Annotated in this window: 19 protein-coding genes and 10 pseudogenes; 23 read left to right on the top strand and 6 right to left on the bottom strand. The window is 49.1% G+C overall.

Annotation, left to right across the window (positions count from 1 at the left end; genetic code table 11):
• Window positions 1-85: 85 nt before the first annotated feature.
• From V3224_RS12705 to V3224_RS12625, 16 genes and pseudogenes are all read left to right on the top strand, one after another.
• On the top strand, window positions 86-583 hold the full coding sequence (locus V3224_RS12705) for a Gp37 family protein (protein WP_334469194.1): 498 nt from the start codon (window positions 86-88) through the stop codon (window positions 581-583).
• A complete protein-coding gene (locus tag V3224_RS12700) occupies window positions 558-767 on the top strand; it encodes a hypothetical protein (protein ID WP_334470869.1) in 210 nt (69 codons plus the stop codon). The genes V3224_RS12705 and V3224_RS12700 overlap by 26 nt, the downstream gene beginning before the upstream one ends.
• Window positions 764-1,180: a hypothetical protein gene (locus V3224_RS12695; protein WP_334470867.1), complete on the top strand. Its 417-nt coding sequence runs from the start codon at window positions 764-766 to the stop codon at window positions 1,178-1,180. The genes V3224_RS12700 and V3224_RS12695 overlap by 4 nt, the downstream gene beginning before the upstream one ends.
• A pseudogene (locus tag V3224_RS12690) lies at window positions 1,177-2,611 on the top strand (phage tail sheath subtilisin-like domain-containing protein). Before V3224_RS12695 ends, V3224_RS12690 begins: the two are co-directional and overlap by 4 nt.
• A gap of 43 nt (window positions 2,612-2,654) precedes the next feature.
• The gene (locus V3224_RS12685; protein ID WP_334469187.1) at window positions 2,655-3,179 is read left to right on the top strand and encodes a phage major tail tube protein; all 525 of its coding nucleotides are present in this window, start codon (window positions 2,655-2,657) and stop codon (window positions 3,177-3,179) included.
• A gap of 25 nt (window positions 3,180-3,204) precedes the next feature.
• Window positions 3,205-3,528, top strand: a complete 324-nt coding sequence (locus V3224_RS12680; RefSeq protein WP_334469186.1) for a phage tail assembly protein — start codon at window positions 3,205-3,207, stop codon at window positions 3,526-3,528.
• A gap of 132 nt (window positions 3,529-3,660) precedes the next feature.
• Window positions 3,661-6,101: pseudogene (locus tag V3224_RS12670) on the top strand (phage tail tape measure protein).
• A complete protein-coding gene (locus V3224_RS12665) occupies window positions 6,101-6,982 on the top strand; it encodes a phage tail protein (RefSeq protein ID WP_334469182.1) in 882 nt (293 codons plus the stop codon). Before V3224_RS12670 ends, V3224_RS12665 begins: the two are co-directional and overlap by 1 nt.
• A 14-nt stretch (window positions 6,983-6,996) precedes the next feature.
• On the top strand, window positions 6,997-7,239 hold the full coding sequence (locus tag V3224_RS12660) for a tail protein X (protein WP_334469180.1): 243 nt from the start codon (window positions 6,997-6,999) through the stop codon (window positions 7,237-7,239).
• On the top strand, window positions 7,227-8,411 hold the full coding sequence (locus tag V3224_RS12655; protein ID WP_334469178.1) for a phage late control D family protein: 1,185 nt from the start codon (window positions 7,227-7,229) through the stop codon (window positions 8,409-8,411). The genes V3224_RS12660 and V3224_RS12655 overlap by 13 nt, the downstream gene beginning before the upstream one ends.
• The gene (locus V3224_RS12650) at window positions 8,408-9,049 is read left to right on the top strand and encodes a phage baseplate assembly protein V (RefSeq protein ID WP_334469539.1); all 642 of its coding nucleotides are present in this window, start codon (window positions 8,408-8,410) and stop codon (window positions 9,047-9,049) included. Before V3224_RS12655 ends, V3224_RS12650 begins: the two co-directional genes overlap by 4 nt.
• Before the next feature lie 20 nt (window positions 9,050-9,069).
• Entirely contained in the window at window positions 9,070-9,432 is a 363-nt protein-coding gene (locus V3224_RS12645; protein ID WP_334469176.1) for a GPW/gp25 family protein, read from the top strand.
• Entirely contained in the window at window positions 9,423-10,547 is a 1,125-nt protein-coding gene (locus V3224_RS12640; RefSeq protein ID WP_334469174.1) for a baseplate assembly protein, read from the top strand. Before V3224_RS12645 ends, V3224_RS12640 begins: the two co-directional genes overlap by 10 nt.
• Complete coding sequence (locus V3224_RS12635) at window positions 10,537-11,103, top strand: phage tail protein I (protein ID WP_334469172.1); 567 nt, start codon at window positions 10,537-10,539, stop codon at window positions 11,101-11,103. The genes V3224_RS12640 and V3224_RS12635 overlap by 11 nt, the downstream gene beginning before the upstream one ends.
• An 80-nt stretch (window positions 11,104-11,183) precedes the next feature.
• Entirely contained in the window at window positions 11,184-12,308 is a 1,125-nt protein-coding gene (locus V3224_RS12630) for a tail fiber protein (protein WP_334470863.1), read from the top strand.
• A 7-nt stretch (window positions 12,309-12,315) separates the two neighbouring features.
• Window positions 12,316-12,831, top strand: a complete 516-nt coding sequence (locus V3224_RS12625; protein WP_334470861.1) for a tail fiber assembly protein — start codon at window positions 12,316-12,318, stop codon at window positions 12,829-12,831.
• A gap of 15 nt (window positions 12,832-12,846) precedes the next feature.
• Here the strand turns inward: V3224_RS12625 and V3224_RS12620 are convergent, their stop codons facing one another.
• Window positions 12,847-13,359: a gp53-like domain-containing protein gene (locus tag V3224_RS12620; protein ID WP_334470859.1), complete on the bottom strand. Its 513-nt coding sequence runs from the start codon at window positions 13,357-13,359 to the stop codon at window positions 12,847-12,849.
• A 92-nt stretch (window positions 13,360-13,451) separates the two neighbouring features.
• Here V3224_RS12620 and V3224_RS12615 point away from each other — a divergent pair.
• The 3 genes and pseudogenes from V3224_RS12615 to V3224_RS12605 form a co-directional block, all read left to right on the top strand.
• Window positions 13,452-13,859 (top strand): annotated as a pseudogene (locus V3224_RS12615) (recombinase family protein); the annotation flags it as partial.
• 2 nt (window positions 13,860-13,861) lie between these two features.
• Window positions 13,862-14,050, top strand: a pseudogene (locus tag V3224_RS12610) (ATP-binding protein); the annotation flags it as partial.
• A 69-nt stretch (window positions 14,051-14,119) separates the two neighbouring features.
• A complete protein-coding gene (locus V3224_RS12605; RefSeq protein WP_334467940.1) occupies window positions 14,120-14,689 on the top strand; it encodes a plasmid pRiA4b ORF-3 family protein in 570 nt (189 codons plus the stop codon).
• A 773-nt stretch (window positions 14,690-15,462) separates the two neighbouring features.
• Here the strand turns inward: V3224_RS12605 and V3224_RS12600 are convergent.
• Entirely contained in the window at window positions 15,463-16,356 is an 894-nt protein-coding gene (locus tag V3224_RS12600; protein ID WP_334470857.1) for an SGNH/GDSL hydrolase family protein, read from the bottom strand.
• Window positions 16,357-17,047: 691 nt separating this feature from the next.
• Here V3224_RS12600 and V3224_RS12595 point away from each other — a divergent pair.
• Window positions 17,048-18,022 (top strand): annotated as a pseudogene (locus tag V3224_RS12595) (IS701 family transposase).
• Window positions 18,023-18,149: 127 nt separating this feature from the next.
• Here the strand turns inward: V3224_RS12595 and V3224_RS12590 are convergent.
• From V3224_RS12590 to V3224_RS12580, 3 genes and pseudogenes are all read right to left on the bottom strand, one after another.
• A pseudogene (locus V3224_RS12590) lies at window positions 18,150-18,743 on the bottom strand (DUF637 domain-containing protein).
• Window positions 18,740-19,447 (bottom strand): hypothetical protein, encoded by a 708-nt coding sequence (locus V3224_RS12585; RefSeq protein WP_334470853.1) that lies wholly within the window; start codon window positions 19,445-19,447, stop codon window positions 18,740-18,742. Before V3224_RS12585 ends, V3224_RS12590 begins: the two are co-directional and overlap by 4 nt.
• Window positions 19,448-20,138: 691 nt before the next feature.
• Window positions 20,139-20,513 (bottom strand): annotated as a pseudogene (locus tag V3224_RS12580) (PhoH family protein); the annotation flags it as partial.
• A 72-nt stretch (window positions 20,514-20,585) separates the two neighbouring features.
• Between V3224_RS12580 and V3224_RS12575 the strand changes: the two are divergent.
• Window positions 20,586-21,648 (top strand): annotated as a pseudogene (locus tag V3224_RS12575) (IS256 family transposase); the annotation flags it as partial.
• 361 nt (window positions 21,649-22,009) lie between these two features.
• Here V3224_RS12575 and V3224_RS12570 read toward each other — a convergent pair.
• Window positions 22,010-22,588 carry a hypothetical protein gene (locus tag V3224_RS12570; RefSeq protein ID WP_334470851.1) on the bottom strand — a complete coding sequence of 193 codons (579 nt, stop codon included), beginning with the start codon at window positions 22,586-22,588 and terminating at the stop codon, window positions 22,010-22,012.
• A 432-nt stretch (window positions 22,589-23,020) separates the two neighbouring features.
• Between V3224_RS12570 and V3224_RS12565 the strand changes: the two are divergent.
• Both V3224_RS12565 and V3224_RS12560 read left to right on the top strand, forming a co-directional pair.
• Window positions 23,021-23,599 (top strand): annotated as a pseudogene (locus tag V3224_RS12565) (transposase); the annotation flags it as partial.
• Between the two features lie 197 nt (window positions 23,600-23,796).
• Window positions 23,797-24,192: pseudogene (locus tag V3224_RS12560) on the top strand (transposase); the annotation flags it as partial.
• Window positions 24,193-24,268 lie beyond the last annotated feature (76 nt).

Here is a 24,268-nt window from a genome sequence, read left to right as displayed (position 1 = left end):
AGGTGCTCCCCGAGCCGGGGGCTTTTCATGTCCGCGCCCGTCCGGCGCGCTTTAGCGGCCCCGGCGGCTTACTGGAGGACTTTGAATGACGCTCGATATCATGCGCGCCCTCCTGGGCCTGCTGAAACAGCGGTTGCCGCAACTGGACGTCACCTTCTTTCCTGAGCAGCCGGAACGCTTTCATCTCAATCATCCGCTCGGCGCGGTGCTGCTCAGTTTTGCCCGCTCGCGTTTTGGCGACATTCAGGATGTGGGTAGGGTGTTTCAGCCGCGGGTGCTGCATTTCACGCTGACCTTGGTGATGCGCCAGCTTAACGGTAACGAGGGGGCGATTGCCCTGCTCGATACCCTGCGTCAGGCGGTGGGCGGCTTTATGCCGCCGGACTGTCGCCGCCCACTGTGGCTGATTGATGAGGTTTTTTTGGGGCAATCGGAGGGTTTATGGCAATACGCGCTGACGGTCGCGACAGAAACCTGGTTTGTGCAGGACGCCCCGCACGACGCCTTACCGCGTACTCGGGAAGAGTTCATGAAGACAGAAAGTAATGAGGTGGTCTATGGCGAAGTTTCGCTACAACGGTGAATCCCCGAATGGGGCCCCCCTGCGTCTGGCTGATGGCCGTACCCAGGATGTGATGTTTTATCCCGGTCAGGTGGTCGATGTGCCGGTCGATCATCCGTTTATTGTCTCGCTGGAAGCGCAGGGCTATCTGACTTTTCTGGCTTTGATTATCCCGATCCGCCCGTTGAACCGGCAAAACCGTTGACTGATTTTGAACAACGATCACAACAGGCTCAACAGCCGACCGGCAAACCGGCCCGTTATCGTTATGACGGCGAACAGATGGGGGGTGCTTCATTACGTTTACCGGATGGCCGCATCCTGGATGTGATGTTCTGGCCGGGTCAGGAAGTGACCTTGCCGATGGATAACGATTATGTGCTGGGGCTGGAAGCCCAGGGCTATTTAACCTTTCTGGGTCAGGAAGCAGAAACCCCCGTCAAACCCATCGTGGCTGCACCGTTGGCACCGGCAATCACCTCATCGGGCGACACCGCTGCTCCCCGCCCTGATGAGGCCAAACCCGTCGAAGTGCCGGTCAGCTCATCGTTAGCGATGCCCGCCAGAAAACGCGGCAAAGTACCAGCAGACACCAAAAGTAACGAGGTCACCCCATGAGTAGAGAACACCATCACGGCGTCGATACGCTGGAAATTGAACGCGGGACCCGTCCGGTCAAAACGGGAAAATCGTCCGTGATTGGCCTGGTCGGTACCGCGCCCAAAGGCCCCGGTCAATACCCTGACCCTGTGCCTGTCGGAAGAGGATGCGGCGCAGTTTGGCGATGAGCGAAGTGGATTTACCCTGCCACAGGCATTGCGCGCTATCTATGACCACGGTGTCGGGACCGTTTTGGTGGTCAATGTGTTTGACCCCAAAAGCCATCAGAAAACGATAACCGCAGAAAGTGTCACCTTCGATAGCACGCACCACAGTGCCACACTGAGCCAGTTACCCGTGGGCGATATGGTGGTGAAAAGCGTCGATGGGCAGACCCCCTATCAGGTGGCGACCGACTATACCATGGCCGCCGCAACGGGCAACGTCACCCGTGTTACCACCGGCGGTATTGCCCAGGGGGCCACCGTCAGTGTGACCTATAACACCCCGGATGTCTCAAAAATCACCGCCGCTGACGTTTTGGGTGCCACCAATGCCGCCGACCAGCGTACCGCATGAAAGCACTGGAAAATGCCGACAGCCTGTTTGGCTTTCGCCCAAAGCTGCTGATTGTGCCCGGCTTCTCGCACCAAATGCGGTGGCTGCCGCCATGATTGCCCTGGCGCACCCCTGTGAAGCCATCGCCTATATTGATGCGCCTGCGGGGACGACGTTTGCCCAGGCGATAGCCGGACGCGGGCCACAAGGCACCATTAATTTTAATACCGCCTCTGACCGGGTACGCCTGTGTTATCCGCAGGTCAAGGTCTATGACAAGGCGACGAATCAGAATCGTCTGGAGCCGCTCTCAGCGCGCGCGGCGGCCTGCGGGCAAAAATTGACCGGGAAAAAGGGTTCTGGTGGTCGTCTTCCAATCAGGAATTGATGGGCATTGTCGGGATTGAGCGCCCGTTAAGTGCGCGCATTGATGATGCCAATAGCGAGGTCAATCTGCTTAACCAGAACGGCATTACCACGGTGTTTAACCGCTTTGGTAGCGGATTACGCCTGTGGGGCAATCGCACCGCGGCCTGGCCGACCGTGACGCATCTGAAGAATTTTGAAAATGTGCGGCGCACCGGGGATATGATTAATGAATCTATCCGCCATTTCAGTCTGCAATATATTGATCGCCCCATTAATCAGGGGCTGATTGATGCGCTGACCGAATCCGTGAATGGCTATGGTCGGAGGTTGATTGCCGATGGGGCGCTGCTGGGTTTTCACTGCTGGTATGACCCGGCGAAGAACACCAAGGATGCGCTCAGTCTGGGGCAGTTGAAACTGAATTACAAATACACCCCACCGCCGCCGATGGAGCACCTGACCTTTGAGACGGAAATCACTAATGACTATCTCACCTTCCTGAAAAGTGGGGTTTCCACATGAGCGTGACGCACAGGGTCAATAAGATAACGATAAGGAGGAGATGATGGCGGGCAATGCACTGCATTTTATGACCAATGCCAACGTCTACCTGGACGGCAATAGCCTGATAGGTCGGGAAAAAGAAATCAAGCTACCGGAAATCAACGTGGTGCAGCAGGAGCATCAGGCGCTGGGGATGATAGGCAAAATTCAGTTACCGGCGGGGTTTGACAAGCTGGAAGGGGAGATTCACTGGACCAGCCTGTATGAAGAAGTGGCGCTGCGTACCGCCAATCCCTTCAAGGCGTATCCGCTGCAATGTCGCGGTAGCCTGCAGCGCTATAACCCGGCACAGGGTCGCCAGGATGAATTACCCGTCGCGGTGTTTATGACGGTGATGTTCAGCAAAAATAGTCTGGGCAGCTTTAAGCAGCATGAGGTGCCGGAGATGAGCAGCAGTTTTACCTGCAGCTATATCAAGCAGGTGATGGATGGCCAGGTGCTGCTGGAGCTGGATGTGATCGCCAATATTTTTAAAATCAACGGTGAAGATATGCTCACCGATTATCGCGCCAATCTGGGCGCTTGACAGTAACAGGTAAGGAATAACCCTCATGACACCGTCTTTACATTACACCTTGCAATACCCTTATGCCCTGGGCAGTGGTGAAAGGCTAACCCAGGTCAGCTTAAACCGGCTCAAGGTCAGTGACATCAAGGCGGTACGCCGCTTAAGTGAAAACGCCAATGACTGGGACAGTCTGTTGATTGCCCGTATGACCGGCCTGATACCGGAAGATATCGACAATATGGATTTGGTGGATTATCAGCAGTTGCAAGACCACTTTCGCCAGTTTGCGGGGCTGGATGCACTCGCCGAAGGCGCTGCGTCAGGCGCAGGCCCTGTTGGCGAGATGGTTCCGTTGGCAGCCGAGTGAGCTGGATGCGCTGACCGTGGTGGAATTTGAGGACTATTTACAGGAAGCCGCCGCCCAAATCCGGCAGGAGCACGCGGCAACGCGGGACAAGTACTTAACCGTTAATCAGACGTAACACAGGCAGGTGACTCGGTGGCCAACACATTTTCGATTGGGGTGGTGATTAAGGGGGCGGTGGCCAGTGCCTTTCGCTCGGCGATGGGTGACTCCCGACGTAGCCTCAATCTGTTAGGGGACACCACCCGTCGTCTGCAGACTCGTCAGCAACAACTGACCCAGGCAATGACCCGCTACGGTCAGTTGGGCGGTCAGGCTGCGCGTAACCTTAATAGCGAGCTGGGTCGGGTGGGTCAGACACTTTCCCGTCTCGAGCAACAGCATCGCCGTTTGCATCACACTATGATGGCCAGTCAGATTGCCGGGCAACAACGACAGGCCCTGATGGGGCAAGGACTGGCGTTAGGGGCCACCACGGCGGCAGCGGTGGGGCGCGGTCGCGCCGTCTGTCAAGCAGTCGATGACCTTTCAGGACAATCTGGTCGATATGGGTATCACCGCCGGTTACGACGGTGCCACCCAGGCGGCGCTGGGTAAAGATATCCGCGCCTGGAGCCAGCAATACAACCAGACGCAGGATGATTTACAGGCCGCCACCCGTGCGCTTATTGGCAATAACATTGACAGCCTGGACGCTATTCGCGCCTACCTGCCACACATCGCCCGCGGCGCAACCGCCACCCGCACCTCCGCTGAACTGTGGGCACAGGCGGCGGTGACCACCCAGCAGTGGTTGGGCATTGCCGCGAAAGGATTTTGCTGTGGTACAGAACATCATGGCGCAAGGGGGTAAGGCTGGGTCATTTGAAATCGCTGACCAGGTGAAGTGGTTGCCGGAGCTGGCACCACAAATGGCCAACATAGCCCAGGGTAAAGCGGCGGTGGCCGAGATGGTCGCTGCCTTGCAGGTAGCCAAAATGGGTGCCGGTAGCACCGATAAAGCGGCGAACAATTTCAATAACTTTCTGGAAAAACTGTACGCCCCTGAAACTAAAAAACGTTTTGGTGATGTCGGTATCGATATTGAAAAATCACTCATGCAGCAAAAAGCGCACGGGATTTCGCCGATTGAAGGGATGATGAATACCCTGCAAACCTATCTGGCGCAAAAGAGTCCCGAGGCGCTGGCGCAATTTAAATCAGCGATGGCGCTGCAGGACGATACCGCCCGCGATAAAGCGTTACTGGCCCTGCAGCAGAACTTTGGCTTAGGTGAACTGTTTGCCGATATGCAGGTGATGGCCTTTGTGCGTCCGATGCTGGCCAATATGGACAAGTACCGGCAAATCCGCGCCCAGGCCCTGGCGGCCGCGGACAAGGATGTATTAGGCAGTGACTATAAAAAACGGCTTGAATCCCCCATTGAACAGATGAAAAAGTTAGGCATTGCCAGTCAGGATTTGTCGCTGAGTCTCGGTGATGCACTAAAACCAGCGGTAGAGAATTTAGCCGCCACGGTACTCCCTTATGTGAACGCCGCCAATGCCTGGGTCAAAACCCACCCCCAGCTGGTCAGTGGTATGGCTAAAACGGTGGGCGCGCTCCTGTTGTTTAAGGGGGGATTGTTGGCCACAAGGTTGGCGTTCAATCTGCTGGGTTCGCCGATACGCCTGCTGTGGGGCGGGTTTACCCGGCTGCGTACCGGTTGGTTATTACTCAGCACCGCCTTTGGCATGGGTGGGCGCTTAAGCCGCTTCGCGGGCAGTGCGGGACGATTAGGTAAGGTGTTGGCCGGCGGACTGGTGACGGGCCTGCGCCTCGCCGGACACGCACTGCTGTGGCTGGGGCGGGCACTGATGTTTACCCCTATCGGCCTGACTATCACCGCGATTGCCGCCGGCGCTTACCTGATTGTCCGCTACTGGACGCCGATAAGCGCTTTCTTTCAGGCCCGTTGGGCCGAGGTGAAACAGGCGTTTTCCGGCGGTATTGCGGGCGTTGGGGCACTTATCCTTAACTGGTCGCCAGTGGGTCTGTTCTATAAAGCCTTTGCCGGGGTGATGAGCTATTTCCATGTTGAACTGCCCGCCCATTTTACCGATGCGGGTCGCCAGCTGATTGAGGGTCTGGTCAACGGGATCAAGAGTCGTTTAACCGCCGCCAAAGAGACGATTGTCCATTTTGGTGACAGTGTGTCGGGCTGGTTTAAGGAAACGCTGGGGATCCACAGCCCTTCTCGTGTTTTCGCCGGATTGGGGGACAATATTGTGCAGGGGGCGGTGCTGGGCATTACCCGCACCACGCCCGCGTTAGAACGCGCCGTCGGCGGCCTGATGCCGCTGATGCAACCGCCGTCCCCGCGTGTGCCCCACTGGCCTGATACCCCGATCTCCCCTGCCGGTCAGGGGAAGGCTTTTTCAGGCATGCAGATCACCTTTGCGCCGCAGATTGTGATGAACGGTCAGTCGCAGACGACCCCGGCGGCGTTGCGTGATGCATTGGCTATCAGTGTGCGTGAGCTGGAAAAACGCCTGGCGCAGCTGATGCACCAACAACAACGGCGGGCCTTTCACTGATGCTGGCGATACTCGGTGAGATTGAAGTGCAGTTACAGACCGGCTTTACCGCGCTGGAAGCCATCCTTGGCGGTGAGTTTGCCGAGCAGGCGCGCATTGGCCGTAAACCGGGTCTGCAGTGGGTCGGCGACAAGTGCGATGAATACAGTTTAAGCGTGCGGTTTCATCAGCAGTACTGTCAACCGACCGCGCAATGGCAACGGCTACAGGCCGCCTGTCGTGCCCACCAGGCACTGGCGTTTGTGCTCGGCAATGGCGAGTACCTGGGGCATTTTGTGATCACCACGCTTACCGGTCGTACGGTGTTGGCGCATGCCGACGGTATCGCCCAATGCCTGGAGGTCGATATCAGTCTGCGTGAATTTACCGGCGATCTGCGCCAACCACTTAAGCCGCCGGCGATGGCCACGACACTGAACAGAAAAGCCGCCGGGCTAACCCGGGCAATAGCCACCGGTACACCGCTATCGCGGGCGGTGGGTCTGGCCCGTCAGGCGCAGTCGGCACTGGCCACGGCCTCACAGGCGATCCGGGTGGTGCGCCAGATGAAAACGGATCCGGTCGCGGCGTTAACGCGCCTCCCTGGGGTCATTACTAGCTTAGGTGAGGTGGCCACCCCGTTGATACAGGCGCAGCCGTTGTTGGCCGGCCTGGAAGCCCATTTTCCTGCGGCCAGTCAGCTGACCCGAGCGGCGGGCAAGGTGGCGACCACGGCCAGCCAGGCGAAAAACACGCTCAGTGCTCTGACCCCCGGTACCGGCCAGGCACTGCCCGGTGCACTGGATACGGTGGCCGGTCAGGTGGGCGGTGCCCTCAGTACCTGGAACGACGTCACCCCGCTGCTGAGCCGTCTGACGAGCCATCTGGTGACGCGCCGCTAAAGGAGAACAGGACGATGTTTGCAAGCCAACAGGAAGAAGAACATAAGCCAGGTGTCTGGCAGCATATTACCCGTGAGGGCGAGCGCTGGGATACGCTGGCCGCCTACTATTACGGTGACGCATTGGGCTATGTGCGGATCATTGCCGCCAATCCTGATATCCCCATTACACCGGTGTTGCCTGCCGGCATCACCCTGGCTATCCCGTTGATTAACGCACAGGACAGCGTTGAGGAGACACCGCCATGGTTGCGTTAATGACACAACGACAGCAGGCGGTACCGGCCCCGACCTGGACCCTGCATTATGGCCAAAAGGACATCACGCACGATATCACCCCGGACGTGCTCGGGATCCGCTTTACCGATCAGCTCAGTGGCCAGTCTGATGAGCTGACGGTCGAACTGGAAGACAGCGCCGGGCGCTGGCGTGGGGCCTGGTATCCGGGTAAAGGCGACACGCTCTCATTGGCGCTCGGCAGGGTCGGCGCGCCATTACGTCCCTGTGGCACCTTTTCGATTGATGAAATAGAGCTTAGTGGCCCGCCGGATACGGTGTCGCTGCGTGGGTTATCCGCTTCGGTGACCACCGCGCTGCGAACCCGGAGCTACCGGGCGTTTGAGCAGACCAGCCTGGCGGCCATCGCCCGGCGGATTGCCCAAAAACACCACCTGACACTGGAAGGGCTGATTGCGCCGCTGCCCCTTGACAGGGTCACGCAGCAACATGAAACCGACCTGGCTTTTTTGCGCCGGCTGGCGGAGGAGTACGGCTATATCGTTAAAGTCACGCCGAGCAGGCTGATTTTTTCTGAGCGCATCAGATTGCGAGAAGCCTCGCCAGTTAACGTCATTACCCCGCAAGCCGTCAGTCATTACAGCCTGCGCGATACGCTTAACCGTATCTACCAGCAGGGCAAGGTGAAATACCAGGACAGCCAGCGCAAACAACTGGTCACGGTCGGTATCAAGGCCGATGGCACGATAGGCGACGTGGCGCGAGAAACGGCGCCTCAAAAACAGGGACGTTCAACCAGCGCCGATACCTTAAGACTGCACAGCCGGGCACGGAGCCGGGAAGAAGCGACTGCCAAGGTGTGTGCGGGGCTGAACCGGCATAATGAATATCAACGGGTGGCGACGGTAGCGCTGGCGGGCAATACGGCGTATCAAGCCGGGTTAACCGTGCGCCTGGCCGATTTTGGTCGCCTGTCCGGGGTGTGGCTTATCACCGAAGTCCGCCATGCCCTGTCGCGCCAAAGCGGGTACACCTGTGAACTCACCTTGGGCCAGGGGCCGATGGCGCGCATGAACAGGAAAACGATTCGCGCGGATCAGTCGGCGACCCCACCGGTGATGGGGGTGAAAGCCGATGGCAGCGTGGGGCCGCTGAGTGAAAAAGAGATGACAATCGGAGAAAAGCCACCATGAAAGCACTGCAATTGATGTTCGGTACCATCAGCCAGATTGATGAGCAAAACGTCCGGGTACGGGTACGGCTGCCGACCTGTGATAACCTGCGCACCGCCTGGTTGCCGGTATTGCAACGCAACACCCAGGATAACAAGGATTACGGGCTACCGGATTTAGGTGAACAGGTGAGTCTGCTGCTGGATGCTGACGGTGATGACGGCGTGGTGTTAGGGGCGGTGTATTCCGAGGTAGACCCCCCCACGGTGGCAAACCGCGATAAACGTCGGGTGGATTTTGCCGACGGGACTTTTGTCGAGTATGACCGCAAAAACCACGCGATGGCTATCGGGGGCGAGATACAGGCCCTGACGCTGACCACCCAGACCACGGTGCTGATTCAAACGCAAAATGCGACGGTGAAGGCAAGTAAAACCCTGTTTTTGGATGCACCCGATACGGTCGCGACGGGCAACCTGACGGTGCAAAAGCAACTGACGTACCAGGGCGGCATGAGCGGTTCGGGCGGCAGTGGCGCGACAGCCATCATTGACGGCACGCTCCAGGCCAGCGGCGATATCCAGGCAGGTCGGGTGTCGCTGCAAGAGCATCAACATAGCAACGGGCATGACGGTAAACCCACCGGCAAGCCGTTATAAGTGAGGGAGGAACGCGTTTGATGAACACAATGACCGTCCTCAGCGCCGCAGACTGGCAACCCGCGCTGCATGCATCGGGTGAGCGGGTCAGTGGCGTCGAAGATATTCAGCAGTGCCTGCGACTGATTTTAGGCACCCCAAAAGGCAGCGACCCGCATCGACCGGATTTTGGCAGTGACCTGCATCGCTATCTGGATATGCCGGTTGAGCGGGCCTTGCCGCATGTGGTACGGGAAACGGTGGAGGCCATCAGGCGCTGGGAGCCCCGATGCGAATTACATCAGGTGCGGCTTAATGCGCAGGGTGAGCGGGTGAATCTCCTGCTGCGCTGGCGACTGCCGGGCAGTCAGGTCAACGCACAAACGGAGGTGGCATGGCGTTAACCCTCGAGAAGCCGGTTTTTATTGCAGCGGATGCGCAGACCATTACCCGCGAGATGATCACGGACTATGAAGCGGCCAGCGGCAAGACCCTGTGGCCGGCGCAGGCTGAGCGGCTATTGATTGACCTGTTCGCCTACCGGGAAACCCTGGTGCGCAGTGCCATTCAATCCGCCGCCGAACAAAACCTGGTGGCCTTTGCCCGTGCGCCAATGCTGGATTATCTGGCCGAGCTGGTCGGCGTTTACCGTCTACCGGCTCAACGGGCACGCACCACGGTGGAATTTTCACTGGCGGCCCCGCCCTCGGTGACGATACCGATACCAGCCGGCACACGGCTCAGCGCCACGGACAGCCTGCTATTTACCACCGACAGCGAAGTCAGGCTGACGCCGACGGCATCCACGGTGACGGTGAGTGCGACCTGCAGCGAGGCGGGAACAAAGGGTAACGGTTGGCAACCGGCGCAAATCAGCACCCTGATGGAGGCCATCGATGACGGGGATATTCAGGTCACCAATACCACGCCAAGCGAAGGCGGCTCAGACGCGGAGGATGATGAGCATCTACGCAACCGTATCCGTCTGGCTCCGGCGTCCTTCAGTACCGCCGGTTCCCGTGAAGCGTACCGTTTTCATGCCATGAGTGCCCATCCGGGGATTTGTGATGTGGCGGTGACCCGCCCGAAACCCGGCACGGTCAATCTATATCCGCTGCTGACCAGCGGGCTGCCGGACAAGACGGTGCTCAGCCTGGTGACGGCCCTGTGCTCGGAAGAGCGGGTGCGCCCGCTGAATGATACAGTGCAGGTGCTGACCCCTGAAAAGGTTGACTATACGATTAGTGCGCAACTGACCTGTTATGCCAGCCAGCCGGGCGAGCCGGTACTGAAACAGGCGCGGCAGGCCGCTGAGCAGTATGCGGCAAGCCAGGCTAAACAGCTGGGTCGGGATATTGTGCCCAGCCAGATTATCGCGGCACTCTCGGTCCCCGGCGTTTACCGGGTGCAGCTCACGAGTTTCACTACCCTTGAGCCGACGGTACTGGCCGCGCAGCAATGGGCGCATTGTAGCGACATTCAGTTGACCCTGGGCACGGAGAGCGGCGATGACCGATAACAGCCTGTTACCGCCGCTGCTGGCGGCAGAGAGCCATTTTCAGGCGCTGGCGGCACAGGCCGCGCGGTTGCAGCAGATTGACCTGACGCCGCTGCTGGTTTATCTGCTGGATATGACCGAGGCGTCGGCCTTGCCCTGGCTGGCAGAGCAGCTGGCGTTAACCGGGGTCAATGGCTGGTCTCTGGCAGAATCGGATGATGCGCGCCGGGCGATGCTGAAATCGGCCATCACGCTGCATCGCTATAAGGGCACCCCCTGGTCGATTCGTGCCATGATACGGGCGCTGGGATTTGGGGAGGTGACGATAACCGAAGGGGGAGCAGCCCTTAAACCTGAACAGGCCACCGCGTATCCCGATGGCGAGACTCACTGGGCACTGTACCGGGTCATTCTTAACCAGCTGATCACCAATGACCAGGCAGCAAAATTGCGCGAGACGCTGGCGGCCTTTGCGCCGGCGCGGAGCGAACTGGTGGCGCTGGATTATACGGCAGTGCCGCTGCGCTATAACGCTCAGACGACCTACCATGGGCGCTATAATCATGGCAGCAGTTAAAAGTATGCAAAAACAGTTAATCCATACACGAAAAAAGACTACACTGTGACCAACAATCCACCCATGATGGAATAAGCACGATGGAGAAAAAAGACATGAGCTATTTAAAAGAACAGGCCGAATGGGCGGACGGTATCTACCAGATAGAGACCTCCGACCCGGTATTGGGTGGGCCAGACGGTATTACCAACCGGCCCGCGCGTGAACTGGCGAATCGCACCGCCTGGTTAAAGCAGCAATTAAAAGCGGCGGAAGCGGCGTTAAGGGCGCATACACGCTCCCGAAACCACCCGGATGCGAGCGTAAGTGAAAAAGGTTTTGTCAAGCTCAGCAATGCCAATCAGAGCAGCAGTGAAACGGAAGCCGCAACCCCCAAAGCGGTAAAAATTGTCAATGACAGGCTGAATGCGGTGGTCGACCATGCGCCTTCCGATTTAGATACGTTGAACAAGCTGGCCCAGGCCATCAGTAATAACCCGAAATTTGCCGAAAGCGTGACCCAACTTCTGAGCCAAAAGTTGGCAAAAAATGAGAATGGGGCCGACATCCCAGACAAGAATCTTTTTCTAGAAAACCTTGGTTTATTGGAAACGGTAGATTGTGCAAAAAACGCACTGGATAAACGAACCGGCGGAACTGTCAATGGCGACATTATTTCACAGGGTACCCAAATCGGACTGAAGGGGGATAACCGCAAGCATTTTATTCTCGCGAATGCTGATGGCAAAGTGCGCGCCTATATCTGGAAAGATAAGGGCGGTGATGGAATACACATCAATAACGGCATTGACGGTGGTGGTGAGTACGTTTTCCATAAAGATGGCGGTTTTCATGCCCCTTCTTCCGTGTATGCCGGAGCTGCAAGGATAGCCCATGACGGCAATATCTACGGCAGTCAATGGGGAAATCAGTGGCTGGACGCTTACCTGAAAAAAACCTTCCAGCCCAAGGAGGTGGGTCAGGCTTACACCAAGGAGGAATCAGACGCCCGGTATGTTCGGGATGTACAGCGTGGTGCCGTGAGCGCAATCTACACACCAGAAGGTGTATCCACTGATGCATCGAAGGGGTGTGTCATGGTAGGGGTGACACTGAGTGGTGACGGCTCTTCGGGTACACATGTTTATCAGGTTCGTTATTGCCCGTTGCAGATTAAAATCAATGGCGCATGGCGCACGATTTCTGACATTTCTGATTCAAAATGAGGTCACTATGGAATTAAAAAATGTCTCCCGCTATTCCCCGGATAACATGCCCTATGGTCATGGTGTCCAGTATTTTAAGAGTGAAGACGGTCAGGATTTCTATGAATCACTCAACCTGTTCACCAAAAAATACAAACTCTGCATAGAACCCGATACCGGCATCATTCGCTCTATTGCCAAAGATGTGTCCAGCCTGTACCCCGCAGGGTTTACCGTTGTCGATGTCGATGAACTGCCTAGTGGGGTGGATATCTCCGGTGACTGGCTTTTTGATGGTAAAAAAGTGGTTCGCTGCATCCCGACTCAGGGTGAACGTGTTGCGAAAGCAAAGTTTGAGAAAGCAGAGTTGATGCAGATGGCGAGCATCGCTATTGCTCCGCTACAGGATGCGGTAGACCTCGATATGGCCACAGAGGCAGAAAGGGCCAAGCTTGTCGCGTGGAAAACGTACCGCGTGCTGCTAAACCGTGTCGATATCAGCAAAAGGCCGGATATTGCATGGCCGGAAGCACCAAAAAAGTAGTGTGATAATCTAGAGTTAGTAACAAACCAACTCCCATGTTCTAGGCGCTTGAATCGCTGTCCTTGTATAATCAGCACTGATAATTAACGATTTTCCTTCTATTTCAACATAGGTGCCTAAATTACCCTCTGCGGCAATACCTTTGAATTTCACTGTCGCTGTCGCCGATAAGATGGCATGAGGAACCGGACAAGGCAACGTCAGGGTATAAATCTGTCCGGCATACAGTGGTGGCGTGATACCCCATTGCCTGATAAGCCCGGTATCCCCGCATTTCCACCATCCGTTGGTGACAAGATGAGCGGTATTTTTTGCGCCTTTCGCATTGATACGACTATCCACTTCGACTTTGGTATAAGCGCCGACATTGCCTGCTGGTATACTGATATCTGCACTTCCATTAAAGGCTACTCCCGCGATTTTTCTGGCTGTTTGTAGACGTGTTGCTGACGCAGCGTTACCGTCAAGATTACCGCTAATTAACGTGTTAAAAATCTGTTTATTAATCCACCGATTTTCTTTTTCCAACAAACCAAGGTTTTATTGAATTCAGAATTTAGCTAATATTTTGACCAAAACCAGGCATAATAAGTCTTTTAGAGGAAGGTTAAGGGGCTAAAATGGCAAAAATAGGCTATATGAGGGTGTCAAAAAATGACCAAAACACCGATTTACAGCAAAAATCCTTGATTTGCGCAAATTGTGAACAGATTTTTGAGGATAAAATCAGCGGAAAAACAGACCAGAGACCCGGATTAAAACGTGCTCTAAACGCACTGAAATCGGGTGACACATTGGTGGTCTGGAAGCTGGATAGACTGGGTCGCAGCATTAAACATTTGATTACTTTAATATCCAAACTTGAAGATGAAGGCATTCATTTTCATAGTTTAACGGATTCTATCGACACCTCTTCGTCAGCAGGTCGTTTTTTCTTTCATGTGATGAGTGCCTTGGCGCAAATGGAGCGGGAGCTTATTGTTGAACGTACTCAGGCAGGTTTGGCTGCAGCGAGAAGCAGAGGACGAAGAAAAAAAACCGCTTTACCACGACGGCTGAACTTATGTTGCAACTCTCAACTGCAAAACGACAAAATAAGCTCAAACAATATCTATCACGTTCGGTGATGGCCCCGAAGTTATTGATCATAGATTAGATTGCATATCTACCGTTTGGGCGAGAGGAAGCAAACCTATTTTTCAATGTGATTGCCAAACGTTAGCAAAGACTTGAAAAATTTAGTGGAGTGTGAGACTAAAGAGACTGTATTTATTTAAGGGGGATAATAATGAGTGAATTTTCGGGAAAGGATTTATATCAAATAAAAATCACACTAATTGATAGTAAACCACTAATTTGGCGACGTTTGATCGTTCTGAAGACAATACCTCTTGATGAACTACACATGGTTATACAATTAGCTATGGGTTGGACAAATGATCATTTGTACAGTTTTGAAAAAGGAGATTTGCGATATGGAATGATTATGGACGATTTTAAAGAAACATATCTGCAAGATAGTACAGGTGTGCCTTTGAGCAAACTCCTTCGTAAGAAAGGAGAAAAAATGGTTTACTTATACGATTTCGGAGACAACTGGGATCATTGCATTTTGCTTGAAGAATCATCATTGCCTGATCAGGAATTACTCCAGCTCCCCATCTGTATAAAGGGAGCGGAAGCCTGCCCATCTGAAGACTCTGGGGGGCTTTGGGGATATTACCAAAAGCTCAAAGATATTCAAGATGTTGATAATCCAGAGCGTGAAGAATTACACGAGTGGCTAATGTGCGACATAGCTGAACGAGCATATGACCTTAAAACTATCAATCAGCGGTTGATTAATTTTTACTCTTGAAATATACACATGGAGTGTCCATAGTTCAAAAGGTAGCATTTTAAGTGCTACCTCTGAGACTAAGGTGAGAACATGAGTGCTCTATTGACGAGCAGTTTGGTTAATAAATATTCGCTATCTTGCCCTCGCTGGGACACAGCATCAAGAATTTAATCGGTTTAATCTCTGAATTGAAAGATAAAGGGATTCATTTTCATAGTTTGACAGATTCTATCAACATCTATTCGTAAGTAGGGCGTTCTTTTATGTGATGAACGCTTTGGGGCTAATGGAGCTTACAGCGGCGAGAAGCAGAGAGAGCGTATCGGCGGTAGGTCTTGCTCATTTATCTTATGTATAGGAACAGTAGGCTCAAGAATTACTTGAGTCCTGCCATAGTAGAAAAAAGCTTGTATTACTTTATCTAGTTTCATCGGCCATCATCTACAAATATTGTCCCGTTGATCGTACCACTAGAACAGACCAAAGTGCCTCCGATGAAAAATAACAGTGTAATTCCGTTGCACTGATGGAAACAAGAGTAGCTCACCATTTATCGCACGTTTTGGCTTCAAATATCGCACGCCGCATCATGCTGGTTCCAACTTCTTGCACCCCTTCTGATAAATGTAACTTTTCATACAGGTTTGACATCGACACGAGTTTCGCACAGGCCTATAAAATTCTAGAAATGGCTTAAAAGTAATGATTAATCTGCAAGTTACTGAAATGCATAAATTCACTTAATTTACAATAAGTTATATTTAATTTATAAGGTTTTATCTATTTACATATTATGCTGAATTAAACTTAAAAATAGAGCGTTTTTTTATTGGTGCGAAACTCGTGATCGATTCTGGTTTCAGTAATGACGCCATATCCACGTACATATCACCATTACTTTCAGCAATCTCTCTTAGTGTGTGGTTAAATAACATTGCCCCACTTTCAAAGTTATTAATTTGTCTCCTAACTTCATCATAAATACGTTTAGCTTTCTTCTCGTTGGTAGACGTTTGATATTTCGCTTTGGCAGAACTAACCATCTCCTGATAACGCGCAGCCGATAATGGAAGTCCCATATTTATATAAATAAAGTGTGCATTACTTGAACCAACAATTTTAACTAATTCTTCTCTACGCTTATGAGCAATTTTAATTGCCACTTTGTGCATCTCGGTGGCAGGCAAACCTGCCGTGTAAAGGTCGTGAGCGCCAAACCAAACAATAAAAAGAAAGTTTTCATTATTTATACCTTGTAATGAGAAATCTTTCTCGAAAGCCTTCACCTCATTTTTCATAGTCGTAAGTGAACATTTGTGTACAGTAACGTAGGGTATTCCCCCGGTAGCACCACCAACGGCGTAATTGGCATATCTAAACCACAGGTCAGAACCGTGTCCCCACCCGGATTCTTGAGAAAATGATTGATGCTTGCTAGTTAACTTTTTCGAAGTGCTAGCATTAGCCATTACAAGTGATCCTCCACCTGTCGCAGCTTCATACATATGATCTGTCCAGTTACGGCAATCACTGTAACGACCTGTCGGATTCACCGTTATGGCACCGAATGCGCTCGCTAGCTTGCCAATAAAGGAACTGGCCATAATACCTGTGTCAGACAAGCTGTCACCAAAAACAATAACATTACGAAATCGTGTGGGGTGCATTCCTTTTCCCTCGCTCACATTTTAGCGTCATAAAATGATGTCATAGATTAAATAAAACATTCTTGTCAATGATAAGAACGACCGACAATCGCTGTTCTGCTAGTTTGTTTGTCATTTCTTACCGTAAGTTTTATACATCCAACTCGCAGAAATTGAGTAACTTTATTGAATAAATAGAACTATTACGAAAAAACTCGTCAACTATTGCCGGCCTTTTGCACTTGGGTTTACTAACAATTGTTTCAGCCAGGCAAGCGCCAACAGGCAGAAGATATAAAACTGAACTTTGCAACGCTGGCCACAGGATCAACAGCAGAACAAATAAGTGGTTAAAACGGTAATTAAAGTAATGATAATGGAGGGCTAAATCAGGCAGAGTATAGCGGAAATTAATCAAAATACCGGTTATATAGATAAAAAAGATAAGTAACGGATCAATGCAGTGATGACAGTCGGCTACCTGCCACCACTGCTAACCACGCAACTAATAAGATCAGTCACAATAGTCGGAAGCGATTATAAAGTAAAACCCCAAACGACGAAAGAACCAACTGTAAAATCAAGATGATATGCAACCGGTTATTCATTTTGCCGATAAAAACTCAACCTTAACCCGCAGATAGGGATTAGTAGTAATTGGCACGAGTTTCGCAATCTCCAAAAAAGAAGTATAAATTTAAAAATAAGAAAAAATCAGGGTGTTCATATTTTGTCGGGTTATCCATGTATTAAAGATATCTATAAAACATTCTTACAAGTAAGCAGTTTAAGATACTCTGGTTTAGCGTTATCAGAAGTAAGCCCATCGCCTTTATCTCATGACACTGTTAGCCGATGGCTAAAAAGTAGATGTTTTAGACCTAAAGACCTATGGCGATTAGTTGAACCTTCTATAGACAAAAAAAGCCCTTGCGTACTAATTGCCGATGATACATTGATTGCCAAAACACGTAGTAAAAAAATAGTGATGGTCCATTATCAATATTCAGGTAATGAACATGAGGTTATTGCTGGCATAGGTTTAGTTAATTTGCTTTGGCATGATCTGACGAAGGTTGAATCAATTCCTATCAATTATCGGATTTATGATAAAGATTCTGATGGAAAAACAAAAAACACGCACTTTTCCGAAATGCTCACTCTTGCTAAAAAAAGAGGGATCATGCCAGAAGCCGTAGTGATGGATGCTTGGTATTCTAGCCTGGATAACCTGAAATCAATTCGCTCTCATGGTTGGATCTGGGTAACCACGCTGAGGAAAAATAGGATTGTTAACCATAACAAACAACTGAACAAGTTAGACATCTCAGAAGAAGGAACGTCAATACACTTGCGAGGATATGGTTGGGTAACCGTTTTCAAATTTACAGCCAAAAACGGCCGTATTGATTACATAGTAACAAACAAAGAGAATCCCACCCGTCAATACCTCAAATCTATCATGGATGCCCGTTGGTCTGTTGAAGTTTATCATCGAGAAGTTAAACAAAACTGTGGTATTGAACGCTGTCAGGCTCGCACGAGCTGAGCGCAAAGAAATCATATTTTTCTCGCTATTTCTGCGTGGTTTGAACAACATAAACGTCGTATATCTGAAAAAATAACCCTTTGTCAACAAAATTGGGACGTAATCAAAAGTGCTATTACTGAGCAAATCCGTGTTTTATTAGCGTACCCAAATTAGTTTTGTGCGAAACTCGTGATTGGTTGAATATATTGGGTTTTGATAAATTACTTATTTATCGGTTCTGCTCTTATCTGCCTCCTCAAGCTCTTTTTTCATGTCCATGACATCTTTAGCGCTAAAAAAGTTATTCTGCACCACTATAGGCTCCTTCTGCGGTTCCTGAAGCAAGGGCTCCCGCCAGGCCGCCTATCACTCGGCTAGTGTCGAGGATTTTTTGCTCTCGGTTTGAACTATCAATATAGTAATTATCACCCAATTCAATTGCCGCCAGCTCAGCGGCAAACGCGCCAGCAGCTGCTCCAATACGGTCCCCACCGCCTATCTCTGCACTCAAGGCGGCCATCACACCATGACTGAGCAGTTTGCCCGGTTTGCCTAGTACCTGGCCATTTTTAGCGATTAAATGTACTCCTTCAGCATGTAACTGACGACTTGCCTGACTGACTAACGCTTCTGCCAGTCTATCTTTAAAACTGCCACCATTGAGCACTGTGTCAACAGCTGAAGTAATCAGTGATTACTCCGCCACCCGTTGAACGGTATGTTGCCATTCGCCATCACTTAAGCACGGGAAGGTGGGGTTATAGGGGGGAGCTGTTTGCACTACACCACTGCTATTTAATACAGTGGCATCTAAACCGGCCAGTGAACCTTCGATAGCCATCGAGGAAATAATCGATTTAACCGATTGGCTACTACCAAGCTCTTTGAGGGTCACAGAAATATCCCCCTGATTATTCGCCAGAGAAACAGCGGCTTTAGCGGCAATAGCCCGACCCCAGCCGAAACTGCTGCCTGCATGGCTATTGCACTCGCGCCGCTCAAACCCGACGCCGATGCCGCGCTTATCCCTGCCGGGATAGCCAACGCAGAGGCGGCGGCTCCTGTCGCTATCGCTATCACCGCTGCACTAACCGAATGCAGTTGTTGTTGGCGAATATCCCAACTTTTATAAACATTTTCCACTTTGCGCCAGTTAACGTCCGGATTATCCCTCAGAACTTTCAACCATTCAGACTCAGGCGAATTACCTAAGCTGGCTATAACCTGTTTTAGCGTTTGTTCATTTTGACCGCTAACATCAGTTTCGATCCCTTGTGCGGCATTTACTTTTAGCTCACCACCATATTGGATAGTGGGTAACTGCCACACCGCTGAATATGCTCCTTTATCACGCTGTGTGATAAAGATACGGCGTGTGTTTGTTATGGTTTGATTCAAAGTTTGGTTTTGCACCGCGTGAAAGAGAATACGGCCATGGGTACTGGTTAAGGTCGCGTTGCGTTGGGTATTAATTTTTGTCGCTTCATAGATGCTATCATTATAACTCAATAAATTGATATCATTACCAGCATGAAATTCGGTCACCTTATTTTTTACTTCATGATAGGTACGATGCTCAGTATTTTTAGTTAAACACAATGAATTGCTGATAGCGGTTATGAGAAATACCGGCCTGATTAGGTGCTGTTATATTGATGACAGGAATTTGATTTTTAACAGTTAGTTGAGTTTTATCGTTCGCTGGTTGGATGGTGGAACTGAAAACCGATAACAACGGATAACTGGCGATGAAATAAATTCACGAGTTTCGCACAGGCCTATAAAATTCTAGAAATGGCTTAAAAGTAATGATTAATCTTCAAGTTACTGAAATGCATAAATTTACTTAATTTACAATAAGTTATATTTAATTTATAAGGTTTTATCTATTTACATATTATGCTGAATTAAACTTAAAAATAGAGCGTTTTTTTATTGGTGCGAAACTCGTGAAATTATGTTTCTGCTATAGCAAATATTTTTATTTTTCATAGCATTACCTATATTTTATTTTTACATAAATATGTGGATGAAAGTTACCACCTCAAAATAGAAAGGAAAAATTTAATAGGCAATATATAATAATCAATAATTTAATTAGCTATCAAAATATTAATGATTATTTTTTAGTTGTAATTCAATATGTTAAATTTAATTAATGCTGTTTAATTTTTATTCCTAAAATTAAACATAATTTTATGTTTAATAAATTAAATCGTTGCTGTTTGCTAGCCAAATAAATAGCGCTCAGATGATCTGAGCGCTATTCAAATTAACTATAGATTGTTTATCAAAGCTCGTAGGCTAATAAGGCCTTGTGGCAGAGTTCAGAGCGGACACAATCACCAATGGTAAATTTCACGATGGTAACCAAATCGTCACAATCAAAGCGTCGTAACGCATCTTCCAGACCAGACATAATCCCTAACGGCAAGTCACATTGGGAAACATCGCCATTGACGACGACAGTCACATTTTCTCCTAAGCGAGTTAAAAACATTTTCATTTGATTTGCCGTCACATTTTGGGCTTCATCCAGTATCACAAACGCGTTTTCAAAGGTTCGGCCACGCATGTAAGCAAAAGGTGCAATTTCTACTTTGCCTATTTCTGGCCGTAGACAGTATTGTAGAAAAGAGTGTCCCAATCTTTTGGCTAAAATATCGAGCCTGTACATAAATTTGTGTAATTGCCTGATTTTGATATGTTCAATCCAACATCAAATGAAGGTTAATTTATGGACGAAAAACAATTGCAGGCTCTGGCTAATGAATTGGCCAAAAATCTCAAAACCCCTGACGATCTCAGCCAGTTCGATCGTCTGCTGAAGAAAATCAGCGTTGAGGCGACTCTCAACGCCGAAATGTCCCACCATCTGGGCTACGATAAAAATCAGCCCAAACCGGGTGCCAACTCCCGCAACGGTTATTCCACAAAGACCGTTACCACCGGCGATGGTCCTCTGGAACTACGCACTCCGCGCGATCGTGACGGTTCTTTCGAACCGCAACTGGTGAAGAAAAACCAGACCCGGATCACCGGGATGGATAACCAGATTTTATCGTTGTACGCCAAAGGGATGACCACCCGCGAGATAGCGGCTGCGTTCAAAGAACTGTATGACGCGGATGCCTCACCGGCGCTGGTCTCGAAGGTCACCGATTCCGTGATGGACCAGGTTACCGAATGGCAAAATCGCCCACTGGATGCAGTCTATCCTATTGTTTATCTTGACTGTATCGTCCTGAAAGTCCGGCAGGACAGTCGCGTCATCAATAAATCCGTGTTTCTGGCCCTGGGTATCAACATCGAAGGTCAGAAAGAACTGTTGGGTATGTGGCTGGCCGAAAACGAGGGCGCGAAGTTCTGGCTCAGTGTGCTGACAGAACTAAAAAACTGTGGTCTGAACGGATATCCTCATCGCCTGTGTCGACGGTCTGAAAGGCTTTCCGGACGCCATCAACACCGTGTATCCGGAAGCCCGCATTCAGCTGTGCATCGTGCATATGGTGCGTAACAGCCTGCGGTTCGTCTCCTGGAAGGACTACAAAGCCGTCACTCGCGACCTGAAAGCCATCTATCAGGCTTCCATGGAAGAAGCAGGCCAGCAGGCGCTGGAAGCGTTCGCCAGCGCATGGGACAGCCGCTACCCGCAGATAAGCCGGAGCTGGCAGACAAACTGGGCCAACCTGGCGACGTTCTTCGCTTACCCGGCAGACATCCGCAAGGTGATCTACACAACGAATGCCATAGAGTCGCTGAACAGCGTGATCCGGCATGCCATCAAAAAGCGTAAGGTATAATGAACCTCCCATTCTTTAAAAGTTGGATTTACACCAATTTCTTTACTTGGTCTAAATATGACTTCACCCCGCCATACTTGGCCATTACTATGGGCTGCGTATGGACCACCCACGCTATATCTAGATTGCCAGTTAAATGTGTTAACCTGAATCACTTCACGTTTCACTATTACCACATTTTCTCCATGATTGTAGCTAATAGCTGGCATAGCCCTAAGATGCACGAGTTTCGCACAGGCATATAAAATTCTAGAAATGGCTTAAAAGCAATGATCAATCTGCAAGTTACTAAAACACATGAATTTTCTTAAATTACAATAAGTTGTATTTGATTTATAAGGTTTTATCTATTTATATATTATGCTGAATTAAACTTAAAAATAGAGCGTTTTTTTATTGGTGCCAAACTCGTGAGATGGATACTTTTTGGATTTTTAAATGTTGATCCCGATGCTCCTTTAGGGCCATTTCTAGTATTAGTACCACTTTCGCTGTTATTAAAATCACCCACACCAGGAACATGGAATCCTGCGGCAATATCGATACCACTACTAATGTCAGTCGCATAAAGATAAAAAATGACTTCCTGCTCCCCTGTTAACGGCTCAAAATAGATATCAGTCAAAACTGTGTCAAATGAGGGAACTTCAGTATAGCCATTACTATACCTCGTATAAACCCAGGGCTTAGAGTCAGGACCTGAGCCTTCCCAATTCAAACGTTTACCATTGCGAAATTGAACTAAGTGGGCGCTTCTTAGTAATTCATCAGCCGGAATAACTAAGGGATTATTATTTTTATCAACAATTTTCACTTTTATTGAAATTGCAATCCGATTTTGACTATTCCCATAAATGGTCGCCCTTTGGGCTGATGTATTACTTACAAAAGCTAAATCAAGATAATCTAAACGATAAAGGCTGTCCCATACGCTCATAATATATTTCCTTCTTATTAGTATAATTCGTATTAAAATATATCAAATTTATTATGGGAAAGTTTTTAATATTTATTAAAATCTAATGAATATTATTTTTCATTTAATCGTGTCTTATTTAAACTAATTTTCACAAAAGTGATGCTATGATTGCATTAATTATTAAACTTACCGATAAATAATTTAATCTTGTTCAATGAACGTTGTTTTGATGCCACATCGAAACCGGTTGCATCTCTATCATAACATCCAACCAAACTAAATTCCCTCTTCTGCTAGTACCATAACAAATGAAACCATTGTAACAAACCAAACCACCAAGCAACCTTAACTTTAAAACAATACACGAGTTTCGCACCAATACACGAGTTTCGCAATCTCCAAAAAAGAAGTATAAATTTAAAAACAAGAAAAAATCAGGGTGTTCATATTTTGTCGGGTTATCCATGTATTAAAGATATCTATAAAACATTCTTACAAGTAAGCAGTTTAAGATACTCTGGTTTAGCGTTATCAGAAGTAAGCCCATCGCCTTTATCTCATGACACTGTTAGCCGATGGCTAAAAAGTAGATGTTTTAGACCTAAAGACCTATGGCGATTAGTTGAACCTTCTATAGACAAAAAAAGCCCTTGCGTACTAATTTCCGATGATACATTGATTGCCAAAACACGTAGTAAAAAAATAGAGATGGTCCATTATCAATATTCAGGTAATGAACATGAGGTTATTGCTGGCATAGGTTTAGTTAATTTGCTTTGGCATGATCTGACGAAGGTTGAATCAATTCCTATCAATTATCGTATTTATGATAAAGATTCTGATGGAAAAACAAAAAACACGCACTTTTCCGAAATGCTCACTCTTGCTAAAAAAAGAGGGATCATGCCAGAAGCCGTAGTGATGGATGCTTGGTATTCTAGCCTGGATAACCTGAAATCAATTCGCTCTCATGGTTGGATCTGGGTAACCAGGCTGAGGAAAAATAGGATTGTTAACCATAACAAACAACTGCACGAGTTTCGCACAGGCGTATAAAATACTAGAAATGGCTTAAAATCGATGATTAATCTTCAAGTTACTAAAACACATAAATTTTATTAAATTACAATAAGTTGCTTTTGATTTATAAGATTCTGTCTATTTATATATTATGCTGGATTAAACTTAAAGATAGAGCGTTTATTTATTGGTGCGAAACTCGTGAACTGAACAAGTTAGACATCTCAGAAGAAGGAACGTCAATACACTTGCGAGGATATGGTTGGGTAACCGTTTTCAAATTTACAGCCAAAAACGGCCGTATTGATTACATAGTAACAAACAAAGAGAATCCCACCCGTCAATACATCAAATCTATCATGGATGCCCGTTGGTCTGTTGAAGTTTATCATCGAGAAGTTAAACAAAACTGTGGTATTGAACGCTGTCAGGCTCGCACGAGCCGAGCGCAAAGAAATCATATTTTTCTCGCTATTTCTGCGTGGTTTGAACAACATAAACGTCGTATATCTGAAAAAATAACCCTTTATCAACAAAATTGGGACGTAATCAAAAGTGCTATTACTGAGCAAATCCGTGTTTTATTAGCGTACCCAAATTAGTTTTGTGCGAAACTCGTGCAAAACGAGATACCCAAGAGAAATTATTAGTATGTTCTAAAACGCTTTTATCCATTTC

This window comes from Arsenophonus sp. PmNCSU2021_1 (assembly GCF_036919435.1).
GTDB lineage: Bacteria > Pseudomonadota > Gammaproteobacteria > Enterobacterales > Enterobacteriaceae > Arsenophonus > Arsenophonus nilaparvatae.
Note: the sequence above shows the minus strand (reverse complement) of the source record. Positions and strands in the feature narration are given on the sequence as shown.